Genomic DNA, 21,164 nt, shown 5'->3' with positions numbered 1-21,164 from the left:
CATAACAAAAAGATATGACTTATAGCGTAGCGATAAGTCAGCCAACCTGTGTAATATTGTGACGTTATGTACCACTATAGTGAACACACCCACCCAGAGGAACTCCATGATTATTCGTCACGCCTGCAAAGAGGATTGCGCCGCCATCGGTGAAATCTACAACCATGCGGTTCTGCACACCGCCGCGATCTGGAACGATGCCACGGTCGATACCGATAACCGTATTGCATGGTTCGAAGCGCGTCAGCTGGCCGGCTATCCGGTGCTGGTGAGCGTGGAGAACGAGGTGGTGACGGGCTATGCCTCATTCGGTGACTGGCGCGCATTTGATGGCTTCCGTCATACCGTTGAGCACTCGGTATATGTTCACCCCGGTCATCAGGGCAAAGGCATTGGCCGCGCGCTAATGAAAGCTTCGATCGCGGAGGCGCGTCGCATCGGCAAACACGTCATGGTGGCGGGAATTGAAGCGCAGAACAGCGCCTCCATTCATCTGCATGAGACCCTGGGGTTTGTGACCACCGGCCAGATGCCGCAGGTGGGCACCAAGTTTGGCCGCTGGCTCGACCTGACCTTTATGCAGCTGCAGCTGGACGATCGCACCGACCCGGACGCCATCGGATGAATCAGTCCCTGACGCTGGTGTTTCTGGTGGCGGCAGGCATAGGCCTGGTAGTGCAGAACACGCTGATGGTGCGCATCACCCAGACCTCAAGCACCATTCTTATTGCCATGCTGCTCAACTCGCTGGTGGGGATTGTGCTCTTTGTGTCGATCCTGCTGATTAAAAACGGTGTTGCCGGGTTCAGCGAGCTGGTGCATACGGTGCGCTGGTGGACCTTAATTCCCGGCCTGCTGGGCTCGTTTTTCGTTTTTGCCAGCATCAGCGGGTATCAGTATGTCGGGGCGGCCACGACCATTGCGGTGCTGGTTGCCAGCCAGTTGATTGGTGGCCTGGTGATGGACGTGGTGCGCAGCCAGGGCGTGCCGCTGAGGGCGCTGATTGGCCCGGTGTGTGGCGCAGTATTGCTGGTGATTGGCGCCTGGCTAGTTGCACGGCGCCAGTTCTGACGTCAGAGGATCACCCCGCCTTTGGTCAGGCTCTCCTGGCGGGCTTCCTGCTCCTCTTTATAGTGTTTGCCGTGATGGGCGATGGTCGTGCGCAGACGTTGCTGCTGAACATAGCGATCTTCACGGCTGAGTTCGTTGTCTTCGCTTAATTCAATCAGCAGTTCGTTCATATGCACGATCACGCTTTCGGCTACCGCCGCATCCACGCGGGCAATGACGTCCTCTAAATGTGACATTGTCACTCCTTAGTTGTTGGCCCGGCGGGTTACGCTGGCCGGGCCTGGGATTCATGCCCTCTCCCCGAGGGGAAGAGGGTCAGAGTGAAGGGTTAAATCCGCACTCCACTCAGTTTAATTTCGCCTTCGAGAAATCGCTTCCCATCAGGCTCACGCTATATCCGCTGACGTTGCTGCGGGTCGCATAGAAGGTTTTGCCGTTAGCCAGCGCAATCCACGGAGCCTGCTGGTAGAAGATCTCCTGCGCCTGGCTGTAAAGTTTCGCACGCTCTGCCGGATCGCTGGTGAGCTTCGCTTTTTTCACCAGGTCATCATAGCCCTTGTCGCACCAGCGTGCGGCATTGGAGCCGGTTTTAATACTGTCGCAGCCCAGCAGCACATCGGCAAAGTTATCCGGGTCGCCGTTATCCGACATCCAGCCAAACAGCGCGCTGTCGTGCTCGCCTTTACGCATCCCGGAGAGATATTCGCCCCATTCATACGAAACGATTTTCGCCTTAATGCCTACCTTCGCCCAGTCGTTCTGGATCATCTCGGCAATGCGGCGTGAGTTCGGGTTGTACGGACGTTGCACCGGCATTGACCAGAGCGTCACTTCCGCCCCCTGCTCCAGCCCGGCCTGTTTCAGTAGCGCTTTCGCTTTTTCAGGATCGTAACCGTAGTCTTTTAACTCTTTATTAAAGCCCATCATATTCGGCGGGATCGGCGATTTCGCGACCGTACCGGAACCGAGAAATACCGCATTGATAATGGCGTTTTTGTCGGTGGCGTAGTTCAGCGCCTGGCGCACCAGTACGTTATCAAACGGCTTTTTCTCGGTGTTAAACGCCAGATAGCCAACGTTCAGCGCATCCACCGAGTGCAGGGTCAGATCTTTATTCTTCTTGATCACATCAAACTGCACCGGCGATGGCGCAGGAATGATCTGGCACTCGTTGGTCTGCAGCTTCGCCAGACGGGTTTCGACGTTAGGCGTGATGGAGAAGATCAGATGTTTGGTTGGCACCGCGCCATCCCAGTAGTTCGGGTTAGCCAGATAACGGATCAGCGAGTCGGTTTTATACTGCTGAAGCACGTAAGGCCCGGTACCGATCGGCCAGTTATCGACATTCTCCGGGGTGCCTTTCTTCATCATCGCGTCGGCATATTCTGCGGACAGGATCGAGGCGAAGTCCATCCCCCAGTCGGCAAGGAACGCGGCATTCGGTTCACTCAGCACAAACTGGACGTGGGTGTCATCCACCTTCTTCACCTCCTGGATCAGTTTATCCAGGCCGACATCATTGAAGTATTCGTAGTTGCCCTGTGACACCTTGTGATACGGATGATTAGGGTCTTTCTGACGCAGCACCGAGAAAATAACATCATCGGCATTGAAGTCGCGGGTCGGTTTAAAGAATTTATTGCTGTTGAACTTCACCCCTTTGCGCAGGGTAAAGGTATAGGTTTTGCCATCCGGTGAGATGGTCCAGGATTCCGCCAGCGACGGCACCGGCGTATTTTTCACCGGATCAAAATTAATCAGGCGGTTATAGAGCACCTGCGAGCTGGCGACAAAGGTCGGGCCGGAGCTGGCAATCTGCGGGTTAAACGACTCAGGCGAGGCCTCTGAGCAGTAGATAATGGTGTCGTTATTGGCCGCCCATGCGGCACCTGCCGGCAACAGCGCGCTTAATGCCAGCGCGAGGAGAGTTTTCCCTGTGGACATAGTTATTACCTGTTTGGTTTTATTATATGGAATGGTAATAACAGCACAGCCACTGTTCCCTGGCAAATAACGAAACACTATCAGGTTATTCTAAAGCAGTTATTTCCGCTGATTTTCTCACCAGCAGCGAAACAGTGATTTGCCTTAAGGTACATTCAACGTCAAGCACTTTCCGCGGCCTCAATGCTGTAAGAAATCGCCCCTTTTGCCGTCTCTTCTGCCGTTTGCTTGCCCTCAGATTTCGTAAAGTAGACACGTGAAAAAGTCTATGGGACCAAATCGTGGCAAAAACCCTTTTACGCAGCGGCAATCTTGATGATTTTCAGGCCGTTGGCGGCGGCGGACAGGCCGTATTTGAATCAGCATTGCAAATCCGTGAGGCCCTGCGCCTGCGCAAACAGCAGTCGATCGTCGAAACCCTGGCGATCCCGCAGGTCAATGATGAAGGCGACCGGGTTGACTGGTACTCCCCTACGGAAGGCACCGTTATCAGCTGGAAAGCTGCCGATGAAGATGCGCGCTTCCGGGCGCTGCGCCTGTTGGAAAGTACCCTGTCCAGCGTCGAGTCCCTGAGCAAAAAATCGCTCCAGTCCCCAAAAACCGCCCAGCAGCTGTTTGGTTCCCTGCTGTCAAAAGCGTTTCAGTTCCCGGGGGAGAACTTCCTGTTCCTGGTGGATGGCAAACCGGTGATCACCTTCTGGGGTTTTGTAAACCTCAATGAAAATGCGCGCGAGGATGTTCTCGACTGCCTGCGCGCCTCCCTGTTGCCGGTCCCAATGCCTGCCCCGGTTGAGGAGCCAGAACCCGAGCCGGAACCGACCCTCGTCTTTGAAAAAGCCGATGAACCGCTGGTTGCCGCCCCGGCGAAAGTCCATATCACCGCCGACGATCTCTACGAGGCGCATCCCGCCCCGGTGATGACCCCTCGCGAGCCAGTACCAGCGCCAGAGCCGGAACCGACCCCGGTGGCCGTAGCGGCCAAAAAACGCCGCGTTCCGCTGTGGTCCCTGCTGGTCGCCGCCGTGGTGATGGCCGCCGTTGCCGCCCCATTGATGTGGCCGAAGCACGCACCCGCCCCAGAGCCGGTTAAAACTGTGGCGGCCGCCCCAGTGGTCATCGAGCCTGAACCGGTCGCCGTCGTTGAACCCCTGCCGCTGAATTTACCCCTGCATCAGGCGGAAGTGGTCGCAGAAAAAGCCCCGACCCCGGTCGCGGCTGAGCCAGTGGTGATTACCGCGATCCCGAGAGAGGCGATGGTGATGGAGGCCGGTCAGGTGAAATCCGGCTCGACCCGTTTTCTTAACGGCAGCTGGCGAGTAATGCTGGATGTGACCGATCCGATCACCGGCAAGCCACCGTCACTGCGTTATCAGATTCAAAACAATAAAGGGACGGCCCGCGTCGTTCACGGTGACAACATCGTCTGCCGCGTGGAGGTCTTCTCCGGGCTGCACAGCAACGGTGAGCTGCTGATTAAAACCCGTGGCAATGCCCGCTGCACCGATGGCTCCCGCTATCCGATGCCGGAAATTACCTGTAAAGCCGGTACAAATGACGTGGCGGAATGCAGCGCGCGCTACGACGCAAAAACCGTGGTTCCATTGACATTCAGGAAGGCAGGTGCGTGATCCTATGCTGGTAAATCTTTGCGACTACAAACAGAGCGTCACGCTGATTGCGAACAGTGGCGTGCAGTTTCTTGATTTTGGCCTGACGCCGCAAGACTCCGCCCAGAGTGGACGCTTCGTGCGTAAAACGGCCAACGGCCCCCTGCTGCGCCTGGATTTCGATCTGGTGAATGGCCGCTACACCCTGCCTGCCACAGGCGGAGGACAACCGGAAGTGGTTAAACCCGAAAGCACTATCCTGCTCCAGCAGTCGCTGGCGGTGCTGGACGGCGTCTGGCTGCCGCTGCCGTTTTTCCGCTTTAACCCGCCACGCACCTTTGTTGATGGCCCGGATAACTGGGCGCGGGTGCAGGTGCGCAAGCTCGATACCCCGGACAACGCCGGGAACAGCCACCGTGTGACTCTGGCGCTGGACAGCCAGATTGCCGCGCACGCCACCAGCGCCCTGTCGCCGGTGGAGAACGACATTCTCAATGGCACCCGCTTCGCGCTGGCCTGGCGCGATGATGAGGTGGCGAACTTCCTCGATCAAACCTGGATTGACGGCTGGCTGCGTGAAGCCTTTACCCAGTACGCGACCGGTGTGGAGAACCGTGCCGAACGCGAGCTACAGCTGGCGATGCGTAACTTTGAGTATCAGGCGCACTGGCTGAACATCCTGGCCATGCTGGGCGAACAGCTCACGGTGCCGGAAGTGAAATTCGTTACCCATACCCTCAGCACCCCGGCTATTCCGGTAGATCTGATTCTGGATGTGGGTAATACCCATACTTGCGGCGTGATCATCGAAGATCACGGCGACGCCAACGACGGCCTGCGTCAGAGCGCCGAGCTGCAGGTGCGCTCCCTGAGCGAGCCGCAGTTCCTTAATGAACCGCTTTTTACCAGCCGTCTGGAGTTTTCCGAAGCCCGCTTCGGCAAGCAGCACTTCTCGGTGGAGAGCGGTCGCGAAGATGCCTTTGTCTGGCCGTCCATCGTGCGGGTCGGCGACGAAGCGCGGAAGCTGGCGACCCAGCGTCTGGGCACGGAAGGCAACAGCGGCATTTCAAGTCCTCGCCGTTACCTGTGGGATGAAACCCCGGTGGTCCAGGACTGGCGCTTCAGCCAGATGAACAGCAAAACCCAGCGCGAGCCGCTGGCGACCGCCTTCCCGCTGATGAACCTGATGAACGATGATGGCCAGCCGCTGTTCACCCTGCCACAGGATGAGCGTCTGCCGGTCTTCTCGCCGCAGTACAGCCGCAGCACTCTGATGACCCATATGCTGTGCGAACTGCTGGCGCAGGCGCTGGGGCAGATCAACAGCGTGGCTACCCGTCTGCGTCTGGGCTTCCCGGCCTCGCCGCGTCAGCTGCGCACCCTGATCCTCACCCTGCCCTCGGCCATGCCGAAGCAGGAGCGTGAAATTTTCCGCCGCCGCATGTTCGAGGCGATTGCCATCGTCTGGAAAGCGATGGGCTGGCACCCGCAGGATGACGACTTCTCCAGCCGTAAGCAGCAGGAGAAGAGCGTGGTTCCGGTGCCGGAGATCCAGATGGAGTGGGACGAAGCCAGCTGCGGCCAACTGGTCTGGCTCTATAACGAAGCCATTTCCCATTACAACGGCCAGACCGAAGACTTCTTCGCGGCCGTGGCCCGCCCGGATCGCGAACCAGAGCCAGGCTGTGCGCCGGGTCGCGCCCTGCGCGTGGCCTCGATTGATATCGGCGGCGGGACGACCGATATGGCGATCACCCACTACCAGCTCGATGATGGTTCTGGCAGTAACGTCAAAATCACGCCACAGCTGCTGTTCCGCGAAGGCTTTAAGGTGGCGGGCGATGACACCCTGCTGGATGTGATCCAGCGTTACGTATTGCCTGCCCTGCAAACGCAGCTGCAAAAATCCGGCATTGCTGATGCCTCGTTGCTAATGGCCTCGCTGTTTGGCGATTCGGGGCGCATCGACACCCAGGCAGTGCTGCGCCAGCAGACGGCGTTGCAGCTGTTTATGCCGATTGGACATGCGATCCTCGCTGCCTGGGAAGCCAGCGATATCGACGATCCGCTCGACGGGCTGCACGCCACCTTTGGCGATCTGCTGACCCGCAAGCCCACGCGCAATGTGATGAACTATCTGCAGCAGGCCATCGAACACGCCCTGCCTGCTGGCGCTGAGCCGTTCGACCTGTTCGCCGTGCCGCTGCACGTCAACTTCCGCGAGATGCAGGATGCGATGCTGGCCGGGCACTTTACCCTGGCCGCGCCGCTGCACGCCGTGGCGGAAGCCATCTCCCATTACGCCTGCGATATTCTGCTGATCACCGGGCGTCCTGGCTGTCTGCCAGGGGTACAGGCGCTGATCCGCCATCTGCAGCCGGTGCCTGTCAGCCGGATAGTGTGGCTGGATAAGTACCGGGTGCATGAGTGGTATCCGTTCAGCCAGCAGGGGCGCATCGGCAACCCGAAATCCACTGCGGCTGTCGGGGCGATGCTCTGTAGCCTGGCGCTGGATCTGCGCCTGCCGCGCTTTAACTTTAAGGCGGCGGATATCGGCGCGTACTCGACCGTGCGCTACTTAGGGGTGCTGGATAACACTATTAACACCCTGCGCGACGAGAACGTCTGGTATCAGGATATTGATCTCGACAAGCCGGGAGCCAAGCTGGATACCCGCCTGCACTTCCCGCTGCGTGGCAACGTGACCCTCGGGTTCCGCCAGCTGGCAAACGCCCGCTGGCCGGCCACCCCGCTCTATACGCTGAGCATTAACTCGGCGGAGCTGGCAAAATCCATCGCCGGAGACGGCGTGCTGAACGTGCGCCTGCAGCTGCGCGGCGGCACCCGACACGAAGGCCCGGAAGCCTTTGAGCTGAGCGATGCCTGGCTGCAGGACGGTACGCCGGTGCCGCCTGATGCCCTCACTTTTAAACTGAATACCCTGGCTGACCGCAGACACAGCGGGAGCCATTACTGGATCGACAGCGGGAGCGTATACCTGAAATGACAGCCAAGACGACCACAACTCAGGCGTTAATCGGGTGGATCAACACAACGCGCCAGCACGCCCCAATCCTCGATAACGACGCCGATGCCCTGCTGGCGAGCCTGGCAGTGGCCAACGCGCGGGAGCACGCGATTGCGCGGGCGCTGACCACCGGGAGCACCATCGGATTGTATGGTCACTCCCAGGCGGCGAAAGCCCACCTGCTCACGACGCTGTGCGGTAGCGATAATCAGCGCATGAACGTGATTATCGGCCAGCGCACCTTTGACTACTTTTCGCATATCAACCCGGGCCATGCCCTGACCAACATGGCGCTGCGCTTCAGCCCGACGGCGGCAGAGGTGGTTGACGACGCCTTTCCGCTGCGCCTGAGCCTGCTTACCGAGGCGGAACTGGTGCAGGTGTTCCTTGCCCGCGCCACGCTGCCCGCGGTGGACAAGACCGTGATCGAAGCGCGACTGGAGAAGTGGCGCGCCCTGCGTCAACCCCAGAGCGTACCGGGGATCACCGCCGCCGACGTTGGGACTATCGCCGACTACTGGCGTGATACGGTGCCCGCCGCGTCCCGGCAGATGGACGATGCTCTGTGGCACCAGTTTGCCCTGCTGCTGCCGTCGCTGGATCTGAGCACTCGCGCCAGCGTCTGGTCGCTGCTGTGGGGCGAACAGCAGGAGCTGACGCAGCAGTGGCTGAAGCTGGCGCATATCCTGCACCAGACCAGTCATGCACAGGTGCTGGCTGCGCCGCTGAGCCTGCTGGTGGACAATTTTGGCCTGCCGACCGAAGGTTTCCTCACCCGGGGGGATATCGCCCTGCCGGACGTGCAACAGGCGGTGCTGCATCCCCTGCACAACGGCGAGTTACTTAACGCCATCAGCATTCCGCTGGACGTGCTGGCCCTGCTAACCCGGGAGCTGATCCTGCCCGTCGAAAACAGCGCGTTGTCAGGCGTGGATATCATTGATATTCCCGCCCCCTCGGCCCAGCCCGATCAGCCGCTGGCTCAGGCGAAGCAGGCGTGGTTGCTGGAACACTATCGCCAGCATCTGCAGCCGGATGTGCTGGTGATCTGCAACGCCACCGCCCATCACAGCCAGACGGCAAAAACCGCCAAAACGCTGCTGAACTGGGTGAAAGCGACCCAACCGGGAGACGATGCAGCCCTGCCAGGGCTGGTGTGGGCGATTACGCCGCAGGATACGCGCTTTACCCGCCGCACTAATCTCGACGAAGCGACGCAACAGCTGCTCGGCAAACCCGGCCAGCACTGGGGCACCCTGCAGGCGCTGGACAGCAGCAGCATGCAGCGAGTGATCGAGTGGCTGTCCCAGGCGACCTTGCCCTCCCAGCGCCAGAAGCGCCTGTTGGCCCTGCGCCAGCGCCAGCAGCGGGAACTGCATCAGCTTATGCAGGGATATCTGATGCCCCTGACGCAGGAGCCTGCTGCGCAGCGCAGCGCCGCCGAAGCCATGGTGCGTACCCTGCAAGGAAGCGCTGCCCGCCACGGGGAGCTGCTGGAAGGGTTACTCCCACCGCTGCGCGCCTTCGAAACCCTGCTCGCCGTACAGCAGCCGCGAGAAGAGCAGGTCAACGGCCTGTTTACCGATGCCATCGACCTGTTTGCTGACAGCGCTCAGGAAACGGATGAGATATGGCAGCCGACCGACAAAGCGCGGCTCGCCCATCACGTCTGGGTGAATCACCTGCGCCAGTGGAGCCGGGATGAGGCTGTCGCCAGCCGTCTCGGGCTGGACAATGCGGTGCTGCAACAGATTAGCGATGTCCTGGTGATCGCCAGCTATCGTCTGAACCTGCTCGCCCAGCTGAAGAAAATTGTCGATACCGATAAAAGCAGCGCCGCGCAGCTGCATGCCGCGCTGGGGAATTTCATCGGTTGGGTTGGCTATGCCCAGACGCCTGCTTCTGATCGTCCGGCCAGCCGCATCCGCAAGGGGCAGCCGGTATTTGTGACGCCAACGGTCAACAGCAGCGCACCCCGCTTAACCCGTCTGGGAGAGCAGCCGGTGCATGCCGCGACCGCTTATGTCTATGACTGGCTGGTGGCGTTGTATACCCAGGCGATTGAGAACATCGGGTATCAGCATCCCCACGATATAACGATGGCGGATCGCCAGACGTTACAGGGTTTGCTCGCCTGATGATACTAAGGCCTGATGGCGCTACGCTTATCAGGCCTGGAATACCGGCCCGTATCAATGCGGGTCGTTTCTCTCTGACAGGCAATCAGATAACACCTTCGCCAGCGCCGACGGATTCTCCCAGGACATTGAATGGCCTGCATCGCGGATGATTTTTACCTCAACACCCTGCTGACGCATCTCGTCTACGTCGGGATCGGGCAGCGAAAGTTCGCCAAAAATCAGCCATACCGGGCAAGGTAACGTTAGATAACGTGCGCTCCAGCTGGGGTGTACCCCTTGGACCAGACTGGCTGCACCGCGCCACACTGCCCAGGGGGCAGTGCTTTGCAAGCATCCTTTCCAGGGTGAGGTTTCAGCCTCCAGCATGGCCTGATAACCGTTACGCACAAAATCCTCTTCCGTTCGGGCGGCAATGCCCCGACTAAAGGTGCCACCGCCACTGTGGAAATTGGGTTCGGAAACAATCAGACCCAGCAGGCGGCCATCGGCCAGCTCTGCCGCTTCGATTGCGATGCTGCCGCCCATGCTGTGCCCGTACAGCCAGAATGACGTTATCGCTAAATGATCGAGCAGCTCGATGACCACCTTCGCCTGCGCCGAGGTCTGATAGCTGAATGTTTCAGGTTTATCGCTGTAACCACTGCCAGGAAGATCGATAAGAATGGCCCGGCGGGAACCGAACTGAGGATCGCAGACGATACGAGGATATTCGTAAGAAGAAGCACAGCCGAGACCATGAATAAAAACCAGCGGTTCGCCGTGTCCGGGCAGTTGCTGCCAGCGCACCGTGCAACGGGCCTGGTGGGAATAGAAGCTGTTCATAAGCACTCCTTTTCTGATAACTGATTATTTATACAGTTCATCACCGAAGGATGCTATCGCCAGATGTTGTAGGCCGGATAAGGCGCCTGCCCCGCACCCGGCAAAAAGCCGCGCCGGAGCAGCATTCAGAAGAGGGAAATCAGCAGTGCAACCGGAAAACTCATCGGCCAGGTAGACCCCACCAGGAAGGCGCTCAGAAAGCGGATGCGTTTGCGATCTTTGGAGAGAAACCAGGTGATAAGAGCACTAATGGCCGCCATGACGGCATAAAACATTAACATTTTTTGATACAACGTCATCTCATTCACCTTGTCTGCTGTGCAATAACCGCGCGCAATATGCGGCAAATGTTGAGACAGATCAAGTTTTTCGTTACAAATTAGCCACATTGATTTTAGGGTTACTAACAAAAGAGTAGCTTTTGCTACATCTTTTAACCCGACCTGCTTCCCCTACAAACAAAAAGGGCCGCATTATGCGGCCCTGGATCCCGGGACTACTTCTTCACCGGCTGAGGCTTTTTATTACCCGAGTCGGGCACTTTACGGGATTTGTCTTTATCAACGTGTAACATCAGACTCTCCTTTGTGACCTTCGGAATAAGTAAGTATAGCCTGCTTCGGGAGTACCTCTTTAAAGTGCATTTTAAATGCACATTCTGCCAAATCTGCGTTGTCCTTTAGTGCTGTAATAGTCCCAGGTTTTACAGGGAGAACATTATGCTGCCTATTCCGAAAAGTTGTATTCACACCCGCTCAACGCCCTTCTGGAACAAAGACACCGCGCCTGCGGGAATTTTCAAACGCCATCTGGATACCGGCACCCAACCCGGCGTCTATCCCCGTCTCAGCGTGATGCAGGGCGCGGTGCGTTACCTAGGCTATGCCGACGAAACCTCGCCTGAGCCGGACAGCGTCCTGGTCATTGAGGCCGGGCATTTTGGCGTATTTCCACCTGAACGCTGGCACCACATCGAAGTGATGACCGACGATACCTATTTCAATATCGACTTTTTCGTTGAACCCGACGTTTTAAGAAAGTCGTAAACAGAGAAGGAGTAACTTCATGGGCAAGGCAACTTATACCGTCACCGTCACTAACAATAGCAACGGTGTGTCGGTGGATTACGAGACGGACGCCCCGATGGAGCTGATGATCCCGGACGTCGCCGCGCAGGTGGTCAAAGACCTGGTGAATACCGTGCGCGCTTACGACACTGAAAATGAGCACGAGGTCTGCGGCTGGTAGCTGCCCCCGTTACCCTTTCAGCAGTTCCAACACCGTCTGCGGCACCTGATTGGCCATTTTCAGGGCCGCATTCTGGCTTTGATCCAGAATCTGCGCCCGGGCCAGTTGGCTGGCCTCGGCGGCGTAGTCGGCATCCTGTATCCGGCTGCGGGCCGCTTGCAGGGAGATGTTCTGCTGGGACAGCACGGCCTTGCTGGATTCGAACCGGTTGATCACCGCGCCATACTGCGCGCGATAGCCGCTCACCTTTTCCAGCGCGGCATCCAGTAACCCCATACACTTTTTGGCCCCCGCCTCGGTGATCATATCAGTGCTTTCCAGTTGCAGCGTCTTCAGATCCGTTGGCGTCGGCTCAATGGTGGTGGACTGCATGGCTTCACCGAAATTGGCGCTGGTCGCCACTTCTATAGGGCGGCTCTGTTTTGGCGGCACGGTAGGCGTAATCGACGGTGTCGGCAAATTACCCCAGGTGATGTTGCTGGTAAAAGAACCGCTGCCCACCACCATCACCAGCAAATCTTCCGTCACGGTATCCAGCGTGATGCGTTCAAGGCGGTTCGAACCGTTGGCACCGTCGTTCCAGGCCCCGGACGCCTTATCTTCATAGCGATCGCCATCCCCGCTATAGGAGATGTTCATCCCGTTATAGTTAAGGGTTTCACCGCTGTAACTCCAGCTGGGACCGCCGTCAATCAGCTGCGAGTCATCATAGACCGCCCCGCTGCTGAAACCGTTTTTGGCCGTCAGCACCGATGCGGTCGCTTTCGCGCCATCGGTGATGCCGCGGCTCACCCAGGTATAATCCGCATCCGGTCCGTTTAATGGCGTGCCCGCGAGATGTTTACCATCCCGGGTAAATATCTGCAGATCGTCATCCAGACCCAGAGAATCAATGTTAATAGTGATATTGGTCGACCCGGCCGGAATATAGGCCAGCGGAATAACACCGGAACTGAAAGAATAATCGGTGCCCGCTACCGGGAATTTACGATCCAGCGGCATAACATCGCCAATTAATTGCGGCGGTAATACCGGCTTATCGGTCGCCAGCGGATATTGCCCGAAGATCTCGGTTTGCTCGGAGATTTGGGTAATTGTCCCCAGTATCTGCTGATACTCCTGGTTAATACTGTCCCGGTCGGACTGCGATAAGGTGCCGTTTGCCGCCTGAATGGCCAGGCTTTTGGCTTTGATCAGCATCGCGCTGACGTCGCTCAGGCTCCCTTCTGCCGTCTGCGCCAGGCTTATCGCGTCATCCAGCCCACGCGAGATCGCCTTGTCCGCGTTGATGTTGGCGAACATCCGGTTGCCAATGGCCTGCCCGGCGGCATCATCCTTCGCGCTGTTAATACGCAAGCCGGATGAGAGCCGTTCAATCGTCTGGGCCAGTAAAGTACTGTTAGCATTCCGGGACTTAAGTGAGAGCCCGGCAATCTCGTTATGATTAATTGCAAGCATGGTCAGGGCGATTTTATTATGGATTTACTTCGGTATCGGCGGCCAGGCGATTTAATTTAGGGCGACAGATGAAAAAAGCTGACGATATATTCTTGCGGGGAAGTGAAAATTAAATATTTAATATATTCTTTAAATGAATGTATTTATCACCGCCGGTGAGATTACTCTCTGCCGGCGGTGATAAGTCATTAATGTTTAAACATTACATGTCTGACCACAGTGTAATCCTCCAGGCCGTACACCGACATATCCTTGCCATAGCCCGACATTTTCATCCCGCCGTGGGGCATTTCGCTGACCAGCATAAAGTGGGTATTCACCCAGGTGCAGCCATACTGCAGGTGCGCGCTGATGCGGTGTGCGCGGCCCACGTCCTGGGTCCACACCGAGGAGGCCAACCCGTATTGCGACGCGTTGGCCCAGGCCAGAACCTGCTCCTCATCGTCGAATTCCGTCACACTCACTACCGGGCCAAACACCTCCCGCTGGACAATGGCATCCTCTTGTTTCGCGCCTGCCAACAGGGTCGGCTGGAACCAGTAGCCTTTGCCGTCGTGCTTGCTGCCGCCAGTGATGACCTGCACATGCCCGAGGGCTTTGGCCTCATCCACGGCTTTGCATACCCGGTCGAGATGCGCCTGCGAACTTAGCGGGCCAAGCTCGGTGCTTTCGTCATCCGGGGCGCCGATTTTCAGGCTGGCGACCGCGGCACCCAATTTCTCCACCAGCGCCGGATAAATGCCCTTTTGCGCGTAGATACGACAGGCGGCGGTACAGTCCTGACCGGCGTTGTAGAAGCCAAAGGTGCGTACCCCCTCCACCACCGCGTCGAGATCCGCGTCATCAAAGACGATCACCGGCGCTTTACCGCCCAGCTCCATATGGGTGCGCTTGATGGACGAGGCGGTATGTCCAATGATGTGCTCCCCCGTGGCGATAGAGCCGGTTAGCGACACCATCCGCACTTTTTCATGCCCGGTCAGCGGGTCACCCACGGTTTTGCCCCGCCCGAACAGCACATTAAGCACCCCGGCCGGGAAGATGGTTTTTGCCAGTTCAGCCAGTTTCAGGGCGGTGAGCGGAGTGATCTCAGAGGGTTTAAGCACCACGCAGTTCCCGGCGGCCAGCGCCGGGGCGAGCTTCCACGCCGCCATCATCAGCGGATAGTTCCAGGGGGCAATCGACGCGACAACGCCCACCGGGTCGCGACGGATCAACGAGGTGTGTCCCTCCAGATATTCCCCCGCCGCCGAACCGTTCAGGGTACGCGCCGCGCCCGCAAAGAAGCGAAACACGTCGGCTATGGCCGGAATTTCATCCCCCAGTACGCAGTGCAGGGGTTTGCCGCAGTTTTGCGACTCCAGCCGCGCCAGGGTGTCGGCATTGGCTTCGATGGTATCCGCCAGCCTGAGCAGGCACTCGGCGCGGCTTTTCGGCGTGGTGCGCCCCCAGTTGGCGAAGGCCCGGTCGGCGGCCTGTACGGCAGCATCCACCTGGGCGGCTGAGGCTTCTGCGATCTCCAGCAGCACCTCGCCAGTCGCAGGGTTATAGACCGGCTGCTTTTCCCCTTCGCCGTTGACCAGTTCACCATTAATCAGCAGTTGCGTTTGCATAGTATTGTCCTGTTTGAATCAACGTTATTTCCCGCTTCCGGCAACATCTTCGCCGTCGCGGGTTAGCCACCAGGCCCCCAGAATGGGAATGGCGGTCACCAGCATGACTAGCAGGGCCACCACGTTAGTCACCGGCACATCGCGCGGGCGGCCGAGTTGGTTTAACAGCCACAGCGGCAAGGTGCGCTCATGTCCGGCGGTAAAGGTCGTGACGATGATCTCGTCAAACGACAGGGCGAACGCCAGCATGCCCCCCGCCAGCAGCGCCGACCCCAGATTGGGCAGCACCACATAGCGGAAGGTTTGCCAGCCGTTAGCGCCCAAATCCATTGACGCCTCGATCAGGCTCCACGAGGTACGCCGGAAACGGGCAATCACATTATTGAACACCACCACCACGCAGAACGTGGCGTGACCGAGAATGATGGTGAAGAAACCTGGCTCCAGATTGATGGTTTTGAACGCCGTCAGCAGCGCCAGACCGGTGATGATCCCTGGCAGCGCAATCGGCAGGATCAGCATCAGCGATACCGCGTTCTTACCAAAAAATTCCCGCCGCCATAATGCCGCTGCCGCCAGGGTACCCAGTACCAGGGCAATCACCGTTGAGAGGGCAGCGATTTTCAGTGACAAGATGACCGATTCGATAATGTCGCTGCGCCCTGCCGCCGCGCTAAACCACTTCAGCGTCAGCCCCTGCGGCGGAAAACTGAACGCCGCATCCTCAGTATTAAAAGCATAGATGGCAATAATCAGCAGCGGGAAGTGCAGGAAGATCACCCCGCCCCAGGTGGCGATTTTCAGAAACAACGGTGCGCGTTCAGAGTGCATCAAACGCTCCCAGGCGCTTCACGAACGCCAGATAGACAGTAATGAGAACAATCGGCACCAGCGTAAAGGCGGCCGCCATCGGCATATTGCCAATCGCCCCCTGCTGGGAGTAAACCATCTGCCCAATAAAGTATCCCGGCGGGCCGACGAGCTGCGGCACGATAAAATCGCCCAGCGTCAGTGAAAAGGTGAAGATCGACCCGGCGGCAATGCCCGGGATCGCCAGCGGCAGGACGACATAGCGGAAGGTCTGACGCGGTCTGGCCCCGAGATCAGCAGAGGCTTGCAGCAATGACGCGGGCAGACGCTCAAGCGCCGCCTGCACCGGCAGGATCATAAACGGCAGCCAGATATAGACGAACACCAGGAACCGCCCCAGCCCGGAGGTCGAAAGCGTACTGCCCCCGATGCCCGGCACCGTCAACAGCGAGGTCAACAGCGGCTCCAGCCCCATATGGCTCAGAAACCACTGCGCCACGCCGTCTTTCGCCAGCAGCAGCGTCCAGGCGTAGGCTTTAACGATATAGCTGGCCCACATCGGCAGCATCACCGCGATATAGAAAAAGGCTTTCCACTTGCCGCGGGTGTAACGCGCCATATACCAGGCCATGGGGAACGCCAGAATCGCGCAGCCAAGGGTGACGGCAATCGCCATCGTCAGGGTGCGGAGAATGATGTCGTAGTTGGCCGGGTTAAAGAGCGCGCGGATGTTGGCGAAAGTCAGGTCAGGCGTCACCGACATGGTGAAGTCATCGAAGGTGTAGAATCCCTGCCACAGCAGGGCAAACAATGACCCTAGATAGACAATGCCAAACCACATCAGCGGGCCGAGCAGGAGTAAGAACAGCCCCAGCGCCGGTCTGCGCCAGAACAGCGCCGACAGACGCCCTGAAAGACCGTGCGATGCCGGCGGAGGTGAAACGCTCATGTCCATTTCACCCCTCCTCATGCAGCGGCACCATGGCGTCGCGCGCCCACGAGGCGGTGACCATCTGCCCTGGTTCCAGCCCCGTCCCCGGCGTGGTTCCGGCCAGGTTCGCCTGACTTACCAGCAGTTTTTCGCCTTCGGCAAGGCGTAGCTCGAAACGGGTGGCCGCCCCCTGGAACTGTACGGCCTGCACCCGGCCCTGAACCTGAATTTCACCTTCCCCATCGAGGCGAATATGTTCCGGGCGCAGGGAGTAGCTTCCCGACAGGCCGCAGACACGTTGCGCCAGGGCATCGGTGAAGACGTTCGACGTGCCAACGAAGCTGGCCACGAACGGCGTGCGCGGGCGGAGATAGAGTTCGTGTGGGGTATCCACCTGCTCGATACGGCCATTGTTGAACACCGCCACCCGATCCGACATCGACAGCGCTTCGCCCTGGTCGTGGGTCACGAAAATAAAGGTGATGCCCAGCTCCTGCTGCAATTTTTTCAGTTCAAACTGCATCTGCTCGCGCAATTTCAGGTCCAGCGCCCCGAGGGGTTCATCCAGCAGCAGAACCCGGGGTTGATTGACCAGCGCCCGGGCTATCGCCACCCGTTGACGCTGGCCACCCGACAGCTGCGAGGGTTTGCGGGTTTCCGCGAAGCTTAAGCCGACCTTCTCCAGGGCTTCCCGCGCCTGGGCCTGACGGGTGGTTTTGTTGATCCCTTTTACCATCAACCCATAGGCGACGTTCTCGAGGATTGTCATATGGGGAAAGAGCGCGTAGTCCTGAAAGACGGTATTGACGTCGCGCTCCCAGGGCGGGAGTTCGCTGGCATCTTTGCCAAAGATAGCGATGGAACCACCGCTGAGCTGTTCAAAGCCCGCAATCAGGCGCAGGCAGGTGGTTTTGCCGGAGCCGGAAGGCCCCAGCATCGAGAAAAACTCGCCGTCACGAATCCGGATCGTTACCCCGTCCACCGCACGCACGTCGCCATACAGGCGTGAGACATCATTAAACTCTACTGCGTACGTCATAATCCGCTCCCTGGCGCTTAACGACCACCCATGATGGCAATGTAGTCCTGAACCCAGCGGCTGTAAGGCACAAATTTGCCGCCGTTGGCGACAGGCGTTTTCCAGAACATGATCTTGTCGAAGTAGTTATAACCGTTGGTTTCGCAGCCTTTATCCCCCAGCAGGGTGCTGGCTTTACAGCCTTCCGCCACCACCGGCAGCGATCCGAACCAGCCCGCCAGATCGCCCTGCACTTTTGGCGTCAGCGACCAGTTCATCCACTTGTAGGCACACATCGGGTGTTTGGCATCGGCGTGCAGCATGGTGGTATCGGCCCAGCCCGTCACACCCTCTTTCGGGAAGACGGTGCCAATCGGCTGATTCTCGCCTTTCAGGGCGTTGGCCTGGTACGGCCAGGCGCTGGAGGCAACCACCCCTTCGTTTTTGAAATCACTCATCTGGACGGTGGTGTCATGCCAGTAGCGATGGATAAGCGGATGCTGGTCTTTCAACACCTTGACCACCGCCGCGTACTGCTCTTCCGTCAGCTGATAGGGGTCGGTGATCCCCAGTTCCGGCTGCGTGGCTTTGACGTACAGCGCCGCATCGGCGACATAGATCGGGCCATCGTAGGCCTGGACCCGCCCTTTGTTGGACTTGCCGTCCGGGAGGTTTTGTTGCTTGAACACCACGCCCCAGGTATCAGGCGGGGTCGGGAAGGTTTTGGTGTTGTACATCAGCAGGTTGGGCCCCCACTGATAAGGCGTGCCGTAGGCTTTGCCGTCGACGTTAAACCACTCTCCCTTAACGATCCGCGGGTCGATGGTTTTCCAGTTGGGGATTAAGTCAGGGTTAATCGGCTGAACGCGTTTACCCATGATCAGGCGCAGAGAGGCATCGCCGGAGGCAGTGACCAGGTCATACCCGCCCTTCGCCATCAGGCTGACCATCTCATCAGAGGTGGCTGCGGTTTTGACGTTGACCTTACAGCCGGTCTCTTTTTCAAACGCGGTCACCCAGTCGTAGGCTTTGTCGGTCTCGCCACGTTCGATATAGCCCGGCCAGGCAATGATATCCAGTCGCCCTTCGCCCTGACCGATCGCTTTTGGAGGCTCTGCCGCCTGCGCAGTCAAAACAGTCATACCGAGTGCGCACAGGCTGCTACGGGCAAATTTTTTGCTCATACCTATTACTCCTGTCGTAATGAAATCAGAAGGCAGCCGTGCCGATAAGAATATCTCCTTAATTAAACGTAGACCGCGCCATTGCCGCCCACCCGGCGGGCTGTAGAAATTTCACCAGGTTGTGACCGGGGGCGCATTCCCCGGTAACTGGATTATAGACAAGGGGTTAGCCGTTGCGGGCAATATGCATATTTCCTATGGGCGACAATAAAAAAAACGCCGCAAATTAATTGCGGCGTTATTAACAGGATAAGAAACAATTATTCTGCGGCGATAATCAATAGCGAGAAAATACTATTTTTGCGTTTTTAACATCCCGCGAATTATGTGTGCTAACTGGATCACCGCCTGCTCCTCTCGCTCTCCCCAGGCCCAGGAGGTATTAAAGCGGAAAAACGGCGTCCAGGTATTGGAGGTGGAAAACATCTTGCCCGGCGCAATGCTGATGTGATGCCCTAACGCGCGGGCGCTAAGCTCTCCGGCATCCAGCGGCGCGGGCAGTTCCAGCCATAAGAAGTAGCCGCTGTCGCTGTGGTGGATTTTCACTTCAGCGGGCAGATGGCGCAGCAGCGCCTGCCACGCCAGCTGTTTACGTTCGGCCAGCGTGCGGCGCAAGCGTCTCAGATGGGCGTCGTAGCGTTTGGTGGCGAGATAGTCCACCAGCGCCAGCTGCATCGGGGAGCTGGTGGATAAGGTGCTCATCAGCTGGAGCTGCTGAATGCGACGGGCATGTTTCCCGGCGGCCACCCAGCCAATGCGAAACCCGGCCACCAGACATTTAGAGAATGACGAGCAGTGTAGCGTCATGTCGCTGCGATCCCAGGCTTTCGCCGGGAGCGGCTTTTCGCGCCCGTAGTAAAGCTCGCTATAGACATCGTCCTCGATCAGGGTGACGTTATGTTCGGCAAGCAAGGCGATAAGCTGCGCTTTTTTGTCGGCGCTGAGGGTAAAGCCCAGCGGGTTTTGCCCGTTCGTCATCAGCCAGCAGGCTTTCACCGGGTAGTCGTTCAGCGCCTGCGCCAGCGCGTTGAGATCGATCCCCTCGCGCACGTCGGTTGCCACTGACAGCGCTTTCAGCTTCAGCCTCTCCAGTGCCTGTAGCGCGCCATAGAAACAGGGGTTCTCGACGATCACCCAGTCACCCGGTTCGGTCACTGCCTGCAGGCTGAGGTTCAGCGCTTCGAGGGCACCGGCGGTAATCACAATTTCATCCGGGGAGATATTCATCCCCTGCTGGGCATAGCGGCGGGCAATGGCGTGACGCAGATCGACGTTGCCCGGCGGCAGGTTCTCAATCACGCTCATGGCGGTCGCGGTTTTACTGACGTTCGCCAGAGAGCGGTTTAACTGTTGTAAGGGAAAGAGACGGGGATCGGGAAAGGCTGAGGCAAAGGGCACGACCGAGGGATCGCGGCTGGCCTGCAGAACATCAAAGATATAGGTGTTGATATCCACGGCTTCATCGCGCATCACCTGCGCGGGCGGCATGGGTTGTTGACCGGTTGGACGGGCCGCCACGTAGTAGCCTGACTGCGGACGCGCCACAATGCGGCCCTGGCTTTCCAGCATCTGGTACGCATGACCGACGGTCATAAAGCTCATTCCGCTGCTGGTCACCTGCTCACGCAGGGAAGGCAGTTTATCGCCGGGCTGCCAGACACCAAGCTCGATCTGCGAAATGATTTGCTGCGCCAGGCGCTGGTATTTTTTCATCGGGTTCTCCTTGCTGCATCACATAGTATATCAGCAGGAGAAAAAAGGCAGGATTAATAAACTGTTATAGATAGAGGTGTGAATTTCAGCAGGCGTGACGGCGCCCGACTGACTTACTTACGAAGCTCAAACGGCACCCGGCGCGCATGGCGTGAGGCGGCTAAATGATCGAGCGTGATCATGGATGATTTGCAGAAAATGCATTTCGCACCGTGCGGATTTTTTTCAGACACGTCAAATGCGGAAGTACGGAACTGCGAACCATGACAGCATGGGCAACGAAAATGAATATTAGAACTCATGTAAATCTCCAGAACGTAAAAACGTTAAATACTAATGGGCCTTTGAAGGCAATAATGGTCTGAGACAAAACTAATCAGAACGTTCAGAGCGTAAAGAAAAAACCCAAGAGAGGCTGCGGAGAGGCACAACGTGATGAGAATGCTTTAAGAAACTGCGACGGATATTTTTTGGATTCAAACCGATAGATCATTAACGCACGGCTTCGTACAGGATGCAAGCGGTTTTAACGTTAATATTCCTTCCGTTACGCGACTCTCTGTATTCATTCAAATT

Annotated in this window: 19 protein-coding genes; 7 read left to right on the top strand and 12 right to left on the bottom strand. The window is 58.0% G+C overall.

The window, feature by feature from the left end; genetic code table 11:
- The first annotated feature begins 106 nt into the window (after positions 1-106).
- Both ACF8PE_RS14885 and ACF8PE_RS14880 read left to right on the top strand, forming a co-directional pair.
- Positions 107-625 carry a GNAT family N-acetyltransferase gene (locus ACF8PE_RS14885; protein ID WP_392495024.1) on the top strand — a complete coding sequence of 173 codons (519 nt, stop codon included), beginning with the start codon at positions 107-109 and terminating at the stop codon, positions 623-625.
- On the top strand, positions 622-1,071 hold the full coding sequence (locus tag ACF8PE_RS14880) for a DMT family transporter (protein ID WP_059307865.1): 450 nt from the start codon (positions 622-624) through the stop codon (positions 1,069-1,071). The genes ACF8PE_RS14885 and ACF8PE_RS14880 overlap by 4 nt, the downstream gene beginning before the upstream one ends.
- Before the next feature lie 2 nt (positions 1,072-1,073).
- Here ACF8PE_RS14880 and ACF8PE_RS14875 read toward each other — a convergent pair whose 3' ends face one another.
- Positions 1,074-1,307 carry a YdcY family protein gene (locus tag ACF8PE_RS14875; RefSeq protein WP_032618141.1) on the bottom strand — a complete coding sequence of 78 codons (234 nt, stop codon included), beginning with the start codon at positions 1,305-1,307 and terminating at the stop codon, positions 1,074-1,076.
- Positions 1,308-1,416: 109 nt separating this feature from the next.
- A complete protein-coding gene (locus tag ACF8PE_RS14870) occupies positions 1,417-3,015 on the bottom strand; it encodes an ABC transporter substrate-binding protein (protein WP_392495023.1) in 1,599 nt (532 codons plus the stop codon).
- A gap of 281 nt (positions 3,016-3,296) precedes the next feature.
- Between ACF8PE_RS14870 and ACF8PE_RS14865 the strand changes: the two genes are divergently transcribed.
- From ACF8PE_RS14865 to ACF8PE_RS14855, 3 genes are read left to right on the top strand one after another with little or no spacing between them, the layout of a single operon-like run.
- Positions 3,297-4,643: an SrfA family protein gene (locus ACF8PE_RS14865; protein ID WP_392495022.1), complete on the top strand. Its 1,347-nt coding sequence runs from the start codon at positions 3,297-3,299 to the stop codon at positions 4,641-4,643.
- A 4-nt stretch (positions 4,644-4,647) separates the two neighbouring features.
- Positions 4,648-7,629 carry a virulence factor SrfB gene (locus tag ACF8PE_RS14860; protein ID WP_392495031.1) on the top strand — a complete coding sequence of 994 codons (2,982 nt, stop codon included), beginning with the start codon at positions 4,648-4,650 and terminating at the stop codon, positions 7,627-7,629.
- Positions 7,626-9,788: a virulence factor SrfC family protein gene (locus ACF8PE_RS14855; protein ID WP_392495021.1), complete on the top strand. Its 2,163-nt coding sequence runs from the start codon at positions 7,626-7,628 to the stop codon at positions 9,786-9,788. Before ACF8PE_RS14860 ends, ACF8PE_RS14855 begins: the two co-directional genes overlap by 4 nt.
- Before the next feature lie 54 nt (positions 9,789-9,842).
- Here the strand turns inward: ACF8PE_RS14855 and ACF8PE_RS14850 are convergent, their stop codons facing one another.
- Complete coding sequence (locus ACF8PE_RS14850; RefSeq protein ID WP_392495020.1) at positions 9,843-10,613, bottom strand: alpha/beta fold hydrolase; 771 nt, start codon at positions 10,611-10,613, stop codon at positions 9,843-9,845.
- Between the two features lie 125 nt (positions 10,614-10,738).
- Positions 10,739-10,912 (bottom strand): GhoT/OrtT family toxin, encoded by a 174-nt coding sequence (locus tag ACF8PE_RS14845; RefSeq protein ID WP_032610845.1) that lies wholly within the window; start codon positions 10,910-10,912, stop codon positions 10,739-10,741.
- A gap of 420 nt (positions 10,913-11,332) precedes the next feature.
- Between ACF8PE_RS14845 and ACF8PE_RS14840 the strand changes: the two genes are divergently transcribed.
- Both ACF8PE_RS14840 and ACF8PE_RS14835 read left to right on the top strand, forming a co-directional pair.
- Entirely contained in the window at positions 11,333-11,659 is a 327-nt protein-coding gene (locus ACF8PE_RS14840; protein WP_032610847.1) for a DUF1971 domain-containing protein, read from the top strand.
- Positions 11,660-11,678: 19 nt separating this feature from the next.
- On the top strand, positions 11,679-11,861 hold the full coding sequence (locus tag ACF8PE_RS14835; RefSeq protein WP_059307860.1) for a DUF1869 domain-containing protein: 183 nt from the start codon (positions 11,679-11,681) through the stop codon (positions 11,859-11,861).
- 9 nt (positions 11,862-11,870) lie between these two features.
- Here ACF8PE_RS14835 and ACF8PE_RS14830 read toward each other — a convergent pair whose 3' ends face one another.
- From ACF8PE_RS14830 to ACF8PE_RS14795, 8 genes are all read right to left on the bottom strand, one after another.
- A complete protein-coding gene (locus ACF8PE_RS14830) occupies positions 11,871-13,319 on the bottom strand; it encodes a flagellin (protein ID WP_071886449.1) in 1,449 nt (482 codons plus the stop codon).
- Between the two features lie 188 nt (positions 13,320-13,507).
- Positions 13,508-14,932, bottom strand: coding sequence for an aminobutyraldehyde dehydrogenase (patD, locus tag ACF8PE_RS14825; RefSeq protein ID WP_077227838.1), 1,425 nt, complete (start codon positions 14,930-14,932; stop codon positions 13,508-13,510).
- Positions 14,933-14,956: 24 nt separating this feature from the next.
- Positions 14,957-15,763 (bottom strand): ABC transporter permease, encoded by an 807-nt coding sequence (locus tag ACF8PE_RS14820; RefSeq protein WP_032610856.1) that lies wholly within the window; start codon positions 15,761-15,763, stop codon positions 14,957-14,959.
- A complete protein-coding gene (locus ACF8PE_RS14815) occupies positions 15,753-16,697 on the bottom strand; it encodes an ABC transporter permease (RefSeq protein ID WP_032610858.1) in 945 nt (314 codons plus the stop codon). Before ACF8PE_RS14815 ends, ACF8PE_RS14820 begins: the two co-directional genes overlap by 11 nt.
- A gap of 1 nt (position 16,698) precedes the next feature.
- Positions 16,699-17,712 (bottom strand): ABC transporter ATP-binding protein, encoded by a 1,014-nt coding sequence (locus tag ACF8PE_RS14810; RefSeq protein WP_103792301.1) that lies wholly within the window; start codon positions 17,710-17,712, stop codon positions 16,699-16,701.
- A gap of 17 nt (positions 17,713-17,729) precedes the next feature.
- On the bottom strand, positions 17,730-18,875 hold the full coding sequence (gene ydcS / locus ACF8PE_RS14805; protein WP_077227839.1) for a putative ABC transporter substrate-binding protein YdcS: 1,146 nt from the start codon (positions 18,873-18,875) through the stop codon (positions 17,730-17,732).
- A 294-nt stretch (positions 18,876-19,169) separates the two neighbouring features.
- Entirely contained in the window at positions 19,170-20,588 is a 1,419-nt protein-coding gene (locus ACF8PE_RS14800) for a PLP-dependent aminotransferase family protein (RefSeq protein ID WP_059307856.1), read from the bottom strand.
- 113 nt (positions 20,589-20,701) lie between these two features.
- On the bottom strand, positions 20,702-20,890 hold the full coding sequence (locus ACF8PE_RS14795; RefSeq protein WP_032610866.1) for a hypothetical protein: 189 nt from the start codon (positions 20,888-20,890) through the stop codon (positions 20,702-20,704).
- Positions 20,891-21,164: the final 274 nt, after the last annotated feature.

The sequence above is a fragment of the Leclercia sp. GLN_9 genome, assembly GCF_043105735.1.
Taxonomy (GTDB): domain Bacteria; phylum Pseudomonadota; class Gammaproteobacteria; order Enterobacterales; family Enterobacteriaceae; genus Enterobacter; species Enterobacter adecarboxylatus.
This window is presented reverse-complemented; position numbering and strand designations above follow the sequence as displayed.